The following is a 14,189-nucleotide window of genomic DNA, read 5'->3' on the forward strand; positions in this document are numbered from 1 at the left end:
GACGGAAGCGGAAGCTTCCGTCCCCGCCCTCTGCCATGTCTTCTTCGCCGTGCTCCTCCCGTGCCTCCCGCGTCAGGAGCGTGCCGTCGCCCGGCCTTCCGACGGCGTGGGCACGGCGCTCGGCGCTGCCGAGGGTGTGGATTCCCGCGCGGAATCCGGTGTGGATTCCCGCGTAGGGGGCACGGACGGCTCGGGCGTGGGCGACTTCGGCGGTTCGCGCGGCGGGGCGGGGCTCGCTGAAGCCGTGGGCGTGGGGTCGGCGGGAGCGGGGGCCAGCGGAACCGTCGGGCGCGGGGGTTGCGCGGGGGCCGTCCAGTCCAGCGGCAGTGCGATCAGCGCGGCGGCGGCAGCGGTCGCGGCGGCACCGGCCGCGGCGCGCAGCAGACGGCGGCGGGACGCCGCCCCGCGGACCGCCTCGTAGCGGCCCGGCGGCGGGCTCAGACAGTCGCTGCCCGGGCGCAGCACGACCAGCAGCGGATCGTCGTCGTCCCGCTCGAACCACGGATCGTCCCGGTCGCCATGGCCGTCCTCAAGGCGTGTGGTCAAGGCTTCTCCTCAGGTGGACGCGGAGCAGTTCGCGGGCCGCGTGGAGGTCGGCCTTGACGGTTCCTTCCTTGCGTCCGGTCAGCACGGACACCTCGCGGATCGGCATGTCAGCGTAGTAGTGGAGAAGGATCGGCACGCGCAGTCGCTCCGGCAGCGACTGCACGAGCAGGCGTACCGAGGGGTCCGCCTGCTCGGGGTGCGGGCGCACGGCGACCTCCGCGGTGACCCGGCGCACCGCCCGGCGCTCGCGCTCCAGTTTGCGCCAGTGGTCCCGTACGAGGTTGGCCGCCGTGACGTAGAGGAAGCCGCGGGGCTCCTCCACGGACGTCCAGCGGGCCCAGAGCCGGGTGAACGCCTCCGAGGCGATCTCGTGGGCCGTCTCGTCGTCGTCGACGAGCCGGCGGCACCAGCCGGCGAGGCGCGGATACAGGGCGGCGAACAGTTCGGACGCCGCCCTGTCACGGGACCGTTTCAACGCTCTCCATGGTCGTGAGGGTATGCGGGACTCGACGGCACTCAGCCGCTCACTCGCTCAGCTCGGCGAAGGCGATCACGTTGTCCCGGTACTCCTCGCCGACCCGCGGGCCGCCGCAGGTGATGAGTCGCAACTCCGGGCTGTCCACGTCCCCGTAGACGTCGTCCGTCGGGAAGTCGGCCTTCGCCACCGTCCGTACGGCGGTGACCGTGAACTCGGCCGCCGTGCCGTTCTCCAGACGCGCCTCGATCCGGTCGCCCCGGTGCAGCCGCGCGAGGTGGCGGAAGACGCCGTCGCCGTGGGTGCCGACCGTGACATGGCCGAGCAGGACCGACGGCCCGGTCTGACCCGGAGTCGGCGAGTGCCGGTACCAGCCCGCGCGGTCGTCGTCCGTGACGGGCGGTACCTCCACCGTGCCGTCCGAGGCCAGCCCCAGCCGCATCACCGGGGTGTCGACCCCGATGGCCGGGATACGCAGGCCGACCGGGACCGAACGCTCCAGAGGGCGGGGCGACTTCGCGGAGGAGTGCGCGGGTGGCGTCGTGGTCGCGGAACGTGCGGGAGTGCCCCCGTCGTCCCCTTGGGCGGTACCGCCGCCGCCGTTGCCGCAGCCCACGAGGAGTGCGGCCAGCGCGGCGGTGGCGAGGGCGCGCCCGCGGAGCGGAATCACGCCCCGGTCGCCGCCCGCCGACGGCGTACGACGAAGAGGACCGCGCCGCCCGCCACGAGCACGGCACCGGCGCCCGCGCCGATGAGTCCCTCGTCGGTCCCGGAGGACCCCGGCGCCGCCACTCCGGTGTCGGCCGCGCCCTCGGGTACGACGGAGACCTGGCCGTCGGCCGGTGCGGGGGCCGGTGCCTCGGCCGGCTCGCTGGCGGACGGCGTCGGCACCTCGCGCGGTTCGATGCCGGGACTCGGGGCGCTCGCGGCCGGAGGGGCCGAGGGGACCGGGGTGGGGTCGTCGGCGAAGGCGGGCGCGGTGCTCGCCAGTACGGCGGTGCAGGCCAGTGCCACGGCACTGAGGATGGTTCGGCGCATCAGGGGTCGCTCTCTCTCGTCGATCGGCGCGGTGCGTGCCGCACGGGGGTGCGGAGTGGATCGGACGGAGAGACGAGGCGACGGTGAGGCAGGTTGTAAAGAGATGGCAAAGTCGGCGGTCGGCAAGATCGGAGGCTCAGAGGCCTGCGGGCTCGCGGGCTCACGGGCTCGCGGGCTCACGGGCGTGATCGAGTCGGTCCGCTACCGCTGCCGCGTCCGCTTCCGGGCACACGCATGAGGGCCCGCACCTTGCGGTGCGGGCCCTCATGTGTGGTTCGCGCGCGTTACGCGGGAACGATGTTCTCCGCCTGCGGGCCCTTCTGGCCCTGCGTGACGTCGAAGTTGACCCGCTGGCCCTCCTGGAGCTCACGGAAGCCCTGGGTGGCGATGTTCGAGTAGTGGGCGAAGACGTCGGCGCCGCCGCCGTCCTGCGCGATGAAACCGAAGCCCTTTTCGGCGTTGAACCACTTCACGGTACCGGAAGCCATGTCTTTTACTCCTAGGCAGTGCTGGAGGTCCGCACCGTGCGGACCTTCACATCGCTGCGATGATCACCTGCCCGGAAAACCGGTAACACAAATGGCAACCACAACTGCAACTAACGTCCAGCCTAGCACGAAATGCATCGGCCGCACGGGAAAGGAAACGCACGGAAAAGCATCCCCGATTTGCCGCAGGTTAGTTTTTCCGGCGTCCGGCGAATATCTGTTTCGCCGGGGTCAGGTTTTCAGTCGCCGCGCCGTTCTCCGTTCCCGCCGGGCGGCCGCTCGGCCTCGCGGCGGAGCTCCTCGTTCATGCGCAGCGCCGCCTCCAGGTCGTCCTCCAGGCGGACGATACGACAGGCGGCCTCGATGGGCGTTCCCTGATCGACCAGCTCACGGGCGCGCGCGGCGCGGCGCAGTTGCTGGCGCGAGTAGCGGCGGTGCCCGCCTTCCGAACGCGTCGGGCTGATGAGCCTCGACTCACCGAGGGCGCGGAGGAAACCGGGCGTGGCACCGATCAGCTCGGCCGCCCTGCCCATGGTGTACGCCGGGTACTGGTCGTCGTCGAGCCGGTCGGCGGCCTGCGGCCGACCTTCGGCGTTCAGCCTGCTCTCCGGGGGCATGCATACCTTCCTGCGGACCGCTGGGGACACGGCCCGCCGCAGGGAATCCGGTTCCCCCGCACCTGAACTCTAGTCGCGCCCGTCGGATACCTGCCGCGGCGAACGTATATCCGCAGGGTTCCACCGGTCGTGCCGGGGCAGCCGACGGGTTGGTGTCGGCGTGTACCGGCGGTGCGGCCGGGCTCGGGTCCGGGGAGGATCGGACCATCGGACCACCGCTGGTGGCGTGACTGGAGGGGTGACGTGGCGAACGGTGTGGGGCCCGGTGCGCAAGAGGCGGGACGGCGGTGGGCCGCGGAACCGGACTTCTGGCCACGGGTCGCCGAGCAGCTCGGTACCGCCCTGGCCGTGATGGACACGGCCGGGCGGATCGTCGCGGTCAACCGGGCCGCCGAGCTGCTGCTGGACCGTCCGGCGGTGACGATGCGCGGTGCGGACTTCCATGACCTGCTCCACCGGGGCCCGGGCGGCGGCCGGATCCCGCGCGACCAGTGCCCGCTGCTCCAGGCGCTGAACCGGGGCACCGCCGCACGCGGCGAGGAAGACTGCTATCTGCGGGGCGACGGCGGTCTGGCCGCGGTGTCCTGGTCCGCGTCCCCGCTGACGGACGACGGGTCCCCGAGAGGCGTCGCCGTACTGTTCACCGACGCCGACACCGGCCCTGCGGCCGACCGCGGGGCGCGCCGGGAGCGCGCCGCCTACACGAGTGCCCTGGAGGACCTCACCGAGCGGCTGACCCTGGTCTCGGAGATCACGGACGTACTGGGGCAGACGCTGGAGACCGACGAGGCCCTGGCCCGGCTGGGCCGCCTCCTGGTGCCCCGTCTGGCGGACTGGGCGGCGGTGGACCTCCTGATCGACTCCGAGCAGGTCCACCGGGTGGCGGTGACCGGGCCCGCGGGCCGGGACGTGGTGCGGGAGGACTGGCTCGGCCGGCTCCCGGCGACCGGGACGGCGGGCCTGTCGCCGCTGGAGCGGGTGTTGAAGGGGGGCGAGCCCGTACTGCGGGGACAGGCGGGGACGGCCACCGGGCCGGAGTCCCCGCTTGCCGCCGGGCACAGCGACTTCCTGCGGTCCGTGGGCGCGACGTCCGTCCTCACGGTGCCGCTGGGCCCTCAGCGGCAGGTCACCGGCGCCCTGACCCTGGTGCGCACCAACCCGGCGCATCCCTTCGACGCGGGCGACCTGGAGGTGGTGGGCGACATCGGCCGCCGGGTCGGACTGGTCATCGACAACGCGCGCCGGTTCGGGCGCCAGCGCGCCGTCGCCGAGGCCATGCAGCGCAACCTGCTCGCCCCGCTGCCCCAGCCCGGCAGTATGCGGCTGGCCGCCCGCTACCAGCCCGCCCCGGCAGGCTCGCAGGTGGGCGGTGACTGGTACGACGCCTTCGAGCTGAAGGACGGCGCGCTCGCACTGGTCATCGGCGACGTGGTCGGCCACGACCTGACGGCCGCCGCGGGCATGGCCCAGCTGCACGGCATCCTGCGCTCACTGGCCTGGGACCACACCGAGCCGCCCGGCGTCATCGTCGACCGCCTCGACGATGCGCTCCCGGCCATCACGACCGTCTCCATGGCCACCCTCGTCCTCGCCCGGGTGGAAGGCCCGCGCACCGGCCCGTGGGTCCTGCGCTGGACCAGTGCCGGGCACCCACCGCCCCTCCTGCTGACCCCGGAGGGAGACGCGCGTTACCTGGAGGAGGGCCAGGGGCTGCTGCTCGGCGCCCGCCTGGGCACCGACGGCCACCGGCCGGACCCCGCGGTGCCGCTGCCACCGGGGTCCACGCTGCTGCTCTACACCGACGGGCTGGTCGAGGTACCGGGCAGCGACCTGGACACCGGTCTCGGCCGGCTGCGCCGCAACGCCCTCGCGCTCGCCCACGAGCCACTGGAAACGCTGTGCGACGAGGTGCTGGCCCGGATGCCGCCCGGCAGCACCGACGACATCGCCCTCCTCGCCCTGCGACTTCCGGCGCCGTGACGCGGGGCCGGCCAGTGGGCCGCCCGTGGGCGGCGGGCCCGGCCGTATGCCGCACTGCGCCCCACGCGGGGTACGGGACCGGAAAGTACAGCCTGCTGTACCTCGGACCGGGCGGCCCACGGGATCGGCCGGAGGGGCCCGGGTTCCATAGCCTCGGTGGCGGATCGAGAGCGAAGTCCCGGAGGAGGCCGCCATGACGTACCAGGACCCCTGCCGCCTGAGCACAACCCCGCCCCACACCCCCGCCGAGGGCCCGGACGCGGTCTCCAGCGGGGACGTCCTGCGTACGCTGCTGTGGGCCGTCGTCGTGGTCAGCGTGGTCGTCAACACGGTCGCCTCCGTCGCCGGTGCCGGCACCCTGGTGCACCTGGCGTGCGGCGTGGTGACCGTGCTGGCCGCCGGCGCCCTCGCCCTGCGTGGTCTGGGGCGCCGTCGATGAGCACCGCGGTCACGGTCGTGCCGATGTCCTGCCCCGGACTCCGGGGCGCCGGGGTCGGCCTCCCGCCGTCAGGGCCAGACGGTGGCACCCGCCCGGAAGACCTCGGGTTCGCTCTCCACCGGTAGTACGCACACCAGATGTCCCCCGGGCACTCGAAGCACGTGGCACTCCTGCCACCGTGCGATCCGCTCCGCGCCCAGAGCCGTCAACCGCGCGGTCTCCGCCTCGACGTCGTCGGTCTCGATGTCCAGATGGATACGAGGGGCGTCGTCGACCGCTTGGACAGCGGTGACCAGTCCCGGCAGGGCCTGATGGAGGGTGGTGAACTGCGGCTGCGGCGCGAACGGTTCGGCGTCGACGCCGAGGGCCGCCGACCAGAAGTCCGTCGCCCGGGCGGCCTCGGCCTCGGGAGCGTCGATGATGACGGCGTACGCACGGCTCCTGTGCATGTACCGGTCCCTTCCGTCGGGGGTGCGGCTTCTTCGGGTGAGACCGCGACGGGTCAGGCGGGGGCCGTCGTCCACCGCCGCAGCAGGGCCAGTCGCTCGTCCCTGGTCGGGGCGGCGTCCCCGGGCTCGTCCCGGCGCCAGATGAGGAGGTCCTCGACGGGGGTGGAGCCGTCGACGAGGCGGGTGAGGAGGGTGCGGGAGAGGTCGTACTCGTCCGGGGTGTGGATGCCGCCGGGGACGGCGGCCAGGGCGTCGGCCTCGACCGTGCCGTCGGCCCCGGTCTCCACCCGCACCGTGAAGGCGGGCGGCTGTTCGCCGTCACCGGTGACCAGGACGACCAGCGAGTCGAACGCCATCGAGGCCAGCCGTCGCGCCGTGGAGCGCACGGCCACGTCCCGTACGTCGATGCCGCGGACCTCGTCCCAGCCCCAGGACCGGCCCTGGCCGAGCCCGAGGATCTCCACCCGGTCCTTGGCCAGCCGTACCCCGGACGCCGTACCTGTGGGCGCGGCGCCCACGTACACGTGGTCCTCGGTGATCCAGAACAGGCCGACCATGGCCATGAGCGCCTCCCGCAGCGGTGCCGGCCCCGGTGTCGGTGCCGGTGTCGCTGTGGGAGACGCCCATGGTCATGCGGTAGTTCCCCGGGTCACGCCACCGGTGTCGTCGGGCCCACCAGTTCCGTCAGGACGTCCTCCATCGTCACGAAGCCCAGGACCGAGCCGGTCTCGCCGGTGACGGCGGCCAGGTGGCTGTCCTCGGTGCGCAGGGCGGTGAGGGTGTCGTCGAGCGGGGTGTCGATGCGGACCCGCGTGACCCGGTGCAGGGCCGCGCGCGGGAAGGGGCGGTCACGGTCGGTCAGGCCCAGGGTGTCCTTGATGTGCAGGTAGCCGAGGACGGTGCCGCCGGGGCCGGTGACCGGGAAGCGGGAGTAGCCCGCCTCGGCGGCCATGCGCTCCAGCTCCGCCGGGGTGACCGTGTGGCCGACCGTGCGCATCTTCTGGGCCGGGACCAGGATCTCGCCGACCGGGCGGGTGCCCAGCTCCAGCGCGTCGCGCAGCCGCTCGCCGTCGGCCGGGGTGAGCAGTCCGGCCTCGCTGGCGTCGACCACCATGCGGGCCAGCTGGTCGTCGGTGAAGACGGCGTCGACCTCGTCCTTCGGCTCCACCCGCAGCAGCTTGAGGAGCGTGTTGGCGAAGGCGTTGATGCCGAAGACGAACGGCTTCAGCGCCCGGGTGAGGGCGACCAGCGGCGGGCCGAGGACCAGCGCGGTGGTCGCCGGGGCGGCCAGCGCGATGTTCTTCGGGATCATCTCGCCGATCAGCATGTGCAGATAGGTGGCGAGGGCCAGGGCGATCGCGAAGGCGATCGGGTGGACCAGCGCGTGCGGCATGTGGACCGCCTCGAACACCGGCTCCATCAGGTGCGCGATGGCCGGTTCGGCGACCGCGCCGAGGACGAGGGAGGAGACGGTGATGCCGAGCTGGGCCGTGGCCATCATCGCGGAGATGTGTTCCAGGCCCCACAGGGTCATCCGGGCGCGCTTGTCGCCCGTCTTCGCGCGCGGCTCGATCTGGCTGCGGCGCACCGAGATCATGGCGAACTCGGCGCCGACGAAGAACGCGTTGGTCAACAGCGTCAGGGCGCCGATGAGGAGCTGTACGGCGATCATCGGGCCATCTCCCGCTGCTCGTGCTCCGGCTGTCCGGCCGGCACACCGGCCGGCGCGGGCGCGGTGACCCGCAGGCGGTCGGCGCGGTGGTGGTCGATGTCGAGGACGTCCAGGCGCCAGCCCTCCAGGGCGACGACATCGCCCTTGGCGGGGATGCGTGCCAGATGGGTGGCGATCAGGCCGGCCAGGGTCTCGTACGGCCCGTCCGGCGCGATCAGGCCGATGCGGGCGAGCCGGTCCAGGCGGAGCGATCCGTCGGCCTCCCAGGCCGCGCGGCCGTCCGCCCCGGCGGGGGCGGGCAGCAGGTCGGGTATCTCGACCGGGTCGTGCTCGTCGCGGACCTCGCCGACGACCTCCTCCACGATGTCCTCGACGGTCGCCACGCCCGCCGTACCGCCGTACTCGTCGATGACGACGGCCATGGTGCGGGTGGCGCGCATGCGCTCCAGGAGGCGGTCGGCGGGCAGGCTGTCCGGCACCAGGAGCGGCGCGGTGGCCAGCTCGGTGACGGGGGTGACCACGCGCCGGTCCGGCTCCAGGGCCAGGACGTCGCGGATGTGCACGGTGCCGATGACCTCGTCCAGGCTGTCCCGGTAGACCGGGAAGCGGGACAGGCCGGTGGCGTGCGAGAGGTTCGCGGCGTCGGCGGCGGTGGCGTGGGCCTCCAGGGCCTTGACGTCCACGCGCGGGGTCATGACGTTCTCCGCGGTCAGCTCGCTCAGGTGCAGGGTGCGGACGAAGAGTTCCGCCGAGTCCGCCTCCAGGGCGCCCTCCGCGGCCGAGTGCTGGGCCAGGGCGACCAGTTCCTCGGCACTGCGGGCGGACGCCAGCTCTTCGGCCGGTTCCAGGCCGAAGCGGCGAACGAAGCGGTTCGCCGTGTTGTTCAGGTGCCGGATGAAGGGGCCGAACGCGGTGGTGAAGCCGCGCTGCGGGCCCGCGACGACCTTCGCGACGGCCAGCGGGCGGGAGATCGCCCAGTTCTTGGGGACCAGCTCGCCGATGACCATCAGGACGATGGTGGAGACGACCACACCGAGCACGGTCGCCACCGTCGAGGAGGCGCCGCCCAGGCCGATCGCCTCCAGCGGGCCGCGCAGCAGCACGGCCAGCGACGGTTCGGCCAGCATGCCGATGACCAGTGAGGTCACGGTGATGCCGAGCTGGGCGCCGGAGAGCTGGAGGGTCAGGCCGCGGACGGCCTTCAGGGCACCGTCGGCACCGCGTTCGCCGGACTCGGCAGCACGCTCCAGGTCACCGCGCTCGACGGTGGTGAGGGAGAACTCGGCCGCGACGAAGACGGCGCAGGCCAGGGTGAGAAGGAGGGCCAGCAGGAGCAGCAGGACCTCGGTCACCGTGCCACCCCGCTTCCCTCACGCATATACGGCTCACGCGCGTACAGGGGGAACTGCGGGCCGGCCATGGCACGGCCGGTACTGGGAGGCTCCATTACGGAACGAGACTCCTTAACGGGGTCGGCGGGCGCCGGTACCAGCCGGCCGCCCGAGGTTTTCCCACTCATGGTAAAGGACGAGCAAAAGCATGGGGAGTCCCCAAATGTCCTCGGGCCCCTATGCTTCTACCCGCCTGTAGAGAACGGCCGTACGGTTCCGGTTGTTCCCCGCGCGGAAGTGCCCGTACGGACGTGCCCGTACGAACGTGAAGGAGATAACGCCTCGATGGTGTGCAAGCGGCTGCCCGGCTCCCCCGACGTGGGCGGTCCCACGGTGGACACGGTCCTCGACCCGGGCGCCGCCCGGCCCGGGGGCGTGCTGTCGGGCCAGGTCCGGCTCGTCGGCGGCACCGTCGACCACGACGTCGAGCACGTCGCGCTGGAGCTGGTGGCCCGCGTCGAGGCCGGACACGCCAGGGACGACGGGCAGGCCGGGCAGGCCGGGCACGGCGACGACGGGGACGGACGGGGCGAGGGGGACGTCGTCTTCGGCCGGCACACCGTCGGCAGGGCCTTCCGGCTCGCGGCGGGCGAGCACCACAGCGTGCCGTTCACCCTGTCGCTGCCCTGGGAGACGCCGGTCACCGAGCTGGCCGGGCGGCCGTTGGGCATCGCGCTCGGCGTGCGCGCCGAGCCGGCGTGCGCCGGCACCGGCGACCAGGGCGAGTCCGGCCCGCTGACCGTGGCTCCGCTGACCGTGGCTCCGCTGCCCGCCCAGGAGGCCATCCTGGAAGCCTTCGGGCGGCTCGGGTTCGGCTTCCGCTCCGCCGGCCTGGAGTCCGGCCGCATCGGTGGCACCGGGCAACGGCTCCCCTTCCACCAGGAGATCGAACTCACCCCGCCCCCGCCCTACGCCCACCAGGTCAACGAGATCGAGCTGACCTTCCTGGCCGTACCCGGCGCCCTGGAGGTGGTGCTGGAGGCGGACAAGCGCGGCGGCCCGTTCTTCGACGGCCACGACGCCCTCAGCCGTTTCACCGTCCCGCACGAGGGGTCGGCCGGACCCCAGGACTGGAACGCCCTCGTCGACGGCTGGGTCCGGGAGCTGGTGGAGCACCGGGAGTCGTACGGCTCCCACGCCGTGTACGGCCACGAGTCCGGGCGCCTGGCCGGCACCGGGTCCGACACCGGCACCGTCGTGGGGGCGGGGGAAGCCTGATAACTTCTACAGGAATGTAGAAGTCAGCTCCTCCCGACCCGTACGGAGTTCTCATGGCCCTGTGGGACCGCTTCAAGGAGTCCGCGTCGCAGATGCAGACTCAGCTCGTCGCGAAGAAGAACGACCTCAAGAGCGGCGCCTTCCGCGACGCGAGCATGGCGATGTGCGCGCTGGTCGCCGCTGCCGACGGGACGGTCGACGCGTCGGAGCGGCAGCGGGTGGCCCAGCTCATCGCCACCAACGAGGTGCTGCAGAACTTCCCCGCCGACGACCTGCGCCGCCGTTTCGAGGCCAATCTGGACAAGCTGACCGCAGACTTCGCCTTCGGCAAGGTCGGCGTCCTCCAGGAGATCGCCAAGGCGAAGAAGAAGCCCGCCGAGGCGCGGGCCGTGGTCCAGATCGGCATCGTGATCGGCGGCGCCGACGGGGACTTCGACAAGGACGAGCGGGCCGTCGTCCGCGAGGCGTGCTTCGCCCTGGACCTGCCGCCGCACGAGTTCGACCTGTGACGTTCGCCGGTTCTGCCGTAGATTCCGTGCGGGCCCGTGCCGCGGGTCCGCACCGTACGTCCACCAGGGGAGCGCCGTGTTCGGACTGAGCGAGCTCGCGATCATTCTCATCGTCGTCATAGCCGTTCTCGCCGCCAAGAAGCTCCCCGAGCTGACCCGCTCGGCGGGCAAGTCGGCCCGCATCCTCAAGGCCGAGGCCCGCGCGATGAAGGACGAGGAGCGGACGCCGCCGGAGGACCGGGAGGCGCCCCGGGTCATCCAGGGCGAGGCGGTGCGCCGCGATGACGCCGGGGACGGCGGCCCCGGTACGACGCCCGGCGCGCGGGGCACCTCTCAGGGCTGACCGGGCCGGGTGCAGGACGTCCGCCCGCGTGCAGGACGCCCGCCCGGGTTCAGTACGGTCCGCCCGTGTACGAGACGGTCCGCCCGTGTACGGGATGGTCCGCCCGTGTACGGGACGGTCCGCCCCGGTTCAGGACGGGTCCTCCGGCACGGCGGACAGCAGGCTGTGCACGACGGGGCCCGCCGAGCCACCACCGGTGACGCCCTCCTCGACGACGACGGCGACGGCGACGTTGCCGCGGTGGGCGACGAGCCAGCCGTTGTTGTCCTGGTCGTCGGAGACCTCGGCGGTGCCGGTCTTCGCGCCGATCTCCCCGGGCAGGTCGGCCAGGACGTGCGCGGTGCCGTCGGTGACGGTGTCCCGCATCAGCCCGCGCAGCTGGGTGACGACCTCGTCGGGGAGCGGCTCGGTACGGGTCTCGTCCGTGTTCCCGGCGGTGACGGACGGCTGGTGGAACTCGCCGGAGACCGCGGTGGCCGTCACCGACGCCATGATCAGGGGGTTGGCCTGGACCCGGCCCTGCCCGATCATCGACGCCGCCTTCTCCGTCTCGTCCTTGGGCTCCGGCACGGACCCGTCGTACGTCGGGATGCCGATGTGCCACTCCTGGCCGACCCCGAAGTAGGTGCGGGCGACCTCGCCCAGCTCGCCGTCGTCGAGCTTGCCGCGCAGGCTGATGAACGCGGTGTTGCAGGACTCCGTGAAGTCCTTCCGGAAGGTGGCGCCGGGGTACTCGGAGGTCTCGACGTTGTGGAACTCCTTCCCGACCGTCAGGTACTTGGGGCAGTCCACGACGTCGTCGGGCGCGACCGCGTCCTTGAGCAGCAGCGCGGTGCTGGTGACGATCTTCCAGGTGGATCCGGGCGCGTAGGTGCCGGAGGCGGCGCGGTTGAAGCCGCTGGAGGGGGAGTTGGCGAGGGCGAGGACCTCGCCGTTGTCGACGCGCAGGGCGACGAGGGCGGCGTTCTTGCCGTCGGCCTCGGCAAGGGCCTGCTCGGCCGCGGACTGCCAGGTGGCGTCCAGGGTGGTGCGGACGGGCTCGCCGTCCGTCGCCGGGTCGGGCTTCTTGCCGAAGGACGCCTCGGTGCGCACGGTCTCGCCGGTCGCCCGGTCGATCAGCTCGACCGCGCCGCGCGGTCCGCCGTCGGCGCCACCGGCGAGCCGGCCCAGGAGCGGGGTCAGGGACGGGTGGTCGCCGCCCGAGAGCGAGGTGCCCTCGCGGTCGGTGACCTCGGGCGGGGTCGTCTCCTCGCGCTCCAGCCGGAACTTCGCCGTGTCGCTCAGCCGCGGATGGACCAGGGACAGCCGCCAGTCCACCTTCCAGCCCCCGTCGCCCTGTTCGCGCAGCGGCAGTCGCGACTCGTAGGTCCAGGTGCCCAGGCCGGTGATCGGCATCTTCGCGGTGAAGGGGATGTCGAGGGTGCCGTCCTCGGCTTCCTCCCGCACGTCCCGCGCCGCCGTCAGCTCGGGCTTACCGATGTCGAGTCCGGCGGTGAAACTCTGCAGCACCTCCTGCGCCGTGTCGGGACTGGTGGTGCGGCCCGCCGCGCTCGGCAGCCGCCCGGCGGCCCAGTCGGCGAGGAAGGCGCGCGCCTGCTTCATCGCGGCGGGATCGGGGCCGTCGTCGCCGCGTGCGAAGGGTCCGAACCCGGCGGCGTACGAGCCGCCCGCGGCGATCGCGAGTACGACCCCCACCGCGGCGACGGCCCGCACGCCGTTGCGTGGGCCGCGGCGGCGGGGGGAGGTGAGGTAGGGGTCTTCGTCAGGCATCGGGAGGTCCTTTTCCGTCCGTGGCGGGTGTCCGTGGCGGGCTGTGCATGGGGGTGCGTCGTCTCGCGTCAGCGACCGGCGCCTGTGCCTGTGCCGCTGCCGCTGCCGCTGCCGCTGCCGGTGAAGAAGTCGAGGATCGTGTCGGTGGCGTTCAGGGCCTTGCTCGTGGGGCCGAATCCCTTGGGCGGGGGGACCGTCGAGCCCGGCCAGGTGTGACCGGCGTCGTCGACGACGAGCAGTTGGACGGTGGCCCCTCCACCGGTCTCCGGGGCGTTCTTCAGGCTCCAGACGGTGCGGTCGTAGCCCTTCTCGTCCTCCGTGACCGGATCGCCCGCGTCGCCCTCTGCGGCGAACGCCTCCGCGCTGTCCCGGGCCGACAGGCTCGGAAGGATCGGCTCCTCGGGGTCCGGCGGCGGGGAGGGCCAGCCCTTGAGGGGGCGTACGGGGTCGTCGGCGCCGTAGACGACCATGACGGGGACGGGGCCGGTCGGCTCGATGGCGGCGGCGCCCGCGGGCAGCTGTCCGGACACCGAGGCCGCTCCCGCCAGCAGGTCGGGGCGTTGGGCGGCGACGCGCAGCGCCATCGAGCCGCCGTTGGAGAACCCGGCTGCGTAGACCTGCTCGGGGTCGGCCCGCTCGGTGCGTACGAGGTGCTCGACCAGTGCCTCGGTGAAGCGGACGTCGAGGTCCGGGTCCGGGCGCCGCTCGGTCGCCTGCGTGCCCGCCCCCCAGCCGTCGTCGAGGCCCTCGGGGTAGGCGACGAGCATGCCGCGTTCCCCGGCGGCCTTCTCCAGTCGGCTCTTCTCGCGCATCTCCGCCGCGTCGGCGCCGCGGCCGTGGAAGGCGATGACGAGAGGCCTCGGGCCGTCGGCGGCGGCGGTGGGCCGGTGCAGGAGGTACTGGCGGTTGTGGCCGTCCACCCGCAGCTCCGCGCGGACGTCCGGCGCCTTTGAAGCCGTGTCCCCGGAAGCCCGGGAGGGGCTGCTCGCCGCCGGCGCCGCGTCCGGGCCCTCGGAGCCGGTGGCGCAGCCGGCCAGCGGAAGAGCGAGGGCGAGGACGAGCGCGGCGGGCCACCGGCGGAGGCGCGGGGAGAAGCCGGAGGCGGGGCCGGAGGCGGGGCCGGAGGAAGAGTCGGACGCGGGGCCGGAGGAAGAGCCGGACGCGGGGCCGGAGGAGGGATGGGATGAGGAGCCGGGGGTGGGGTGGGAGGCGGGGTGGGAGTGGTCACGGGAGGAGCGCATGACCCGAGGAGAG

Annotated in this window: 17 protein-coding genes; 5 read left to right on the forward strand and 12 right to left on the reverse strand. The window is 73.2% G+C overall.

The features are described from left to right. Positions 1–72 precede the first annotated feature (72 nt). The 6 genes from QC283_RS27070 to QC283_RS27095 form a co-directional block, all read right to left on the reverse strand. The gene (locus QC283_RS27070; protein ID WP_279564314.1) at positions 73–546 is read right to left on the reverse strand and encodes a hypothetical protein; all 474 of its coding nucleotides are present in this window, start codon (positions 544–546) and stop codon (positions 73–75) included. Continuing rightward, positions 530–1,021 (reverse strand): RNA polymerase sigma factor, encoded by a 492-nt coding sequence (locus QC283_RS27075; protein ID WP_003975205.1) that lies wholly within the window; start codon positions 1,019–1,021, stop codon positions 530–532. Before QC283_RS27075 ends, QC283_RS27070 begins: the two co-directional genes overlap by 17 nt. A gap of 49 nt (positions 1,022–1,070) precedes the next feature. Beyond that, the gene (locus tag QC283_RS27080; RefSeq protein WP_279564315.1) at positions 1,071–1,691 is read right to left on the reverse strand and encodes a class F sortase; all 621 of its coding nucleotides are present in this window, start codon (positions 1,689–1,691) and stop codon (positions 1,071–1,073) included. Further along, positions 1,688–2,059, reverse strand: coding sequence for a sortase-dependent protein (locus QC283_RS27085; protein ID WP_279564316.1), 372 nt, complete (start codon positions 2,057–2,059; stop codon positions 1,688–1,690). The genes QC283_RS27080 and QC283_RS27085 overlap by 4 nt, the downstream gene beginning before the upstream one ends. Before the next feature lie 284 nt (positions 2,060–2,343). Further along, positions 2,344–2,547, reverse strand: coding sequence for a cold-shock protein (locus QC283_RS27090; protein WP_003975194.1), 204 nt, complete (start codon positions 2,545–2,547; stop codon positions 2,344–2,346). Between the two features lie 239 nt (positions 2,548–2,786). Then, positions 2,787–3,164 (reverse strand): MerR family transcriptional regulator, encoded by a 378-nt coding sequence (locus QC283_RS27095; RefSeq protein ID WP_279564317.1) that lies wholly within the window; start codon positions 3,162–3,164, stop codon positions 2,787–2,789. 243 nt (positions 3,165–3,407) lie between these two features. Between QC283_RS27095 and QC283_RS27100 the strand changes: the two genes are divergently transcribed. Continuing rightward, positions 3,408–5,144 carry a SpoIIE family protein phosphatase gene (locus QC283_RS27100; protein ID WP_279564318.1) on the forward strand — a complete coding sequence of 579 codons (1,737 nt, stop codon included), beginning with the start codon at positions 3,408–3,410 and terminating at the stop codon, positions 5,142–5,144. A gap of 193 nt (positions 5,145–5,337) precedes the next feature. Next, a complete protein-coding gene (locus tag QC283_RS27105) occupies positions 5,338–5,583 on the forward strand; it encodes a hypothetical protein (RefSeq protein WP_279564319.1) in 246 nt (81 codons plus the stop codon). Between the two features lie 68 nt (positions 5,584–5,651). On the opposite strand, the gene QC283_RS27110 is transcribed toward QC283_RS27105, so the two are convergent. The 4 genes from QC283_RS27110 to QC283_RS27125 all read right to left on the reverse strand — a co-directional run bounded on the left by QC283_RS27110 (position 5,652) and on the right by QC283_RS27125 (position 9,056). Continuing rightward, positions 5,652–6,032: a VOC family protein gene (locus tag QC283_RS27110; protein WP_279564320.1), complete on the reverse strand. Its 381-nt coding sequence runs from the start codon at positions 6,030–6,032 to the stop codon at positions 5,652–5,654. Between the two features lie 53 nt (positions 6,033–6,085). After that, complete coding sequence (locus QC283_RS27115; RefSeq protein ID WP_279564321.1) at positions 6,086–6,595, reverse strand: hypothetical protein; 510 nt, start codon at positions 6,593–6,595, stop codon at positions 6,086–6,088. 86 nt (positions 6,596–6,681) lie between these two features. Further along, positions 6,682–7,704, reverse strand: a complete 1,023-nt coding sequence (locus QC283_RS27120; protein WP_279564322.1) for a hemolysin family protein — start codon at positions 7,702–7,704, stop codon at positions 6,682–6,684. Next, the gene (locus QC283_RS27125) at positions 7,701–9,056 is read right to left on the reverse strand and encodes a hemolysin family protein (RefSeq protein WP_279564323.1); all 1,356 of its coding nucleotides are present in this window, start codon (positions 9,054–9,056) and stop codon (positions 7,701–7,703) included. Before QC283_RS27125 ends, QC283_RS27120 begins: the two co-directional genes overlap by 4 nt. Positions 9,057–9,380: 324 nt before the next feature. Between QC283_RS27125 and QC283_RS27130 the strand changes: the two genes are divergently transcribed. The 3 genes from QC283_RS27130 (at position 9,381) to QC283_RS27140 (ending at position 11,165) form a co-directional block, all read left to right on the forward strand. Next, positions 9,381–10,313 (forward strand): sporulation protein, encoded by a 933-nt coding sequence (locus QC283_RS27130; RefSeq protein WP_279564324.1) that lies wholly within the window; start codon positions 9,381–9,383, stop codon positions 10,311–10,313. Between the two features lie 53 nt (positions 10,314–10,366). Continuing rightward, the gene (locus tag QC283_RS27135) at positions 10,367–10,822 is read left to right on the forward strand and encodes a tellurite resistance TerB family protein (RefSeq protein ID WP_279564325.1); all 456 of its coding nucleotides are present in this window, start codon (positions 10,367–10,369) and stop codon (positions 10,820–10,822) included. Positions 10,823–10,898: 76 nt separating this feature from the next. Further along, on the forward strand, positions 10,899–11,165 hold the full coding sequence (locus QC283_RS27140) for a twin-arginine translocase TatA/TatE family subunit (protein ID WP_279564326.1): 267 nt from the start codon (positions 10,899–10,901) through the stop codon (positions 11,163–11,165). A gap of 129 nt (positions 11,166–11,294) precedes the next feature. Here QC283_RS27140 and QC283_RS27145 read toward each other — a convergent pair whose 3' ends face one another. Continuing rightward, entirely contained in the window at positions 11,295–12,935 is a 1,641-nt protein-coding gene (locus QC283_RS27145) for a penicillin-binding transpeptidase domain-containing protein (protein WP_279564327.1), read from the reverse strand. 68 nt (positions 12,936–13,003) lie between these two features. Next, positions 13,004–14,176, reverse strand: coding sequence for an alpha/beta hydrolase family esterase (locus tag QC283_RS27150; RefSeq protein ID WP_279564328.1), 1,173 nt, complete (start codon positions 14,174–14,176; stop codon positions 13,004–13,006). Positions 14,177–14,189: the final 13 nt, after the last annotated feature.

Origin of the sequence: Streptomyces sp. DH41 (assembly GCF_029813785.1) — a bacterium.
Lineage (GTDB): Bacteria > Actinomycetota > Actinomycetes > Streptomycetales > Streptomycetaceae > Streptomyces.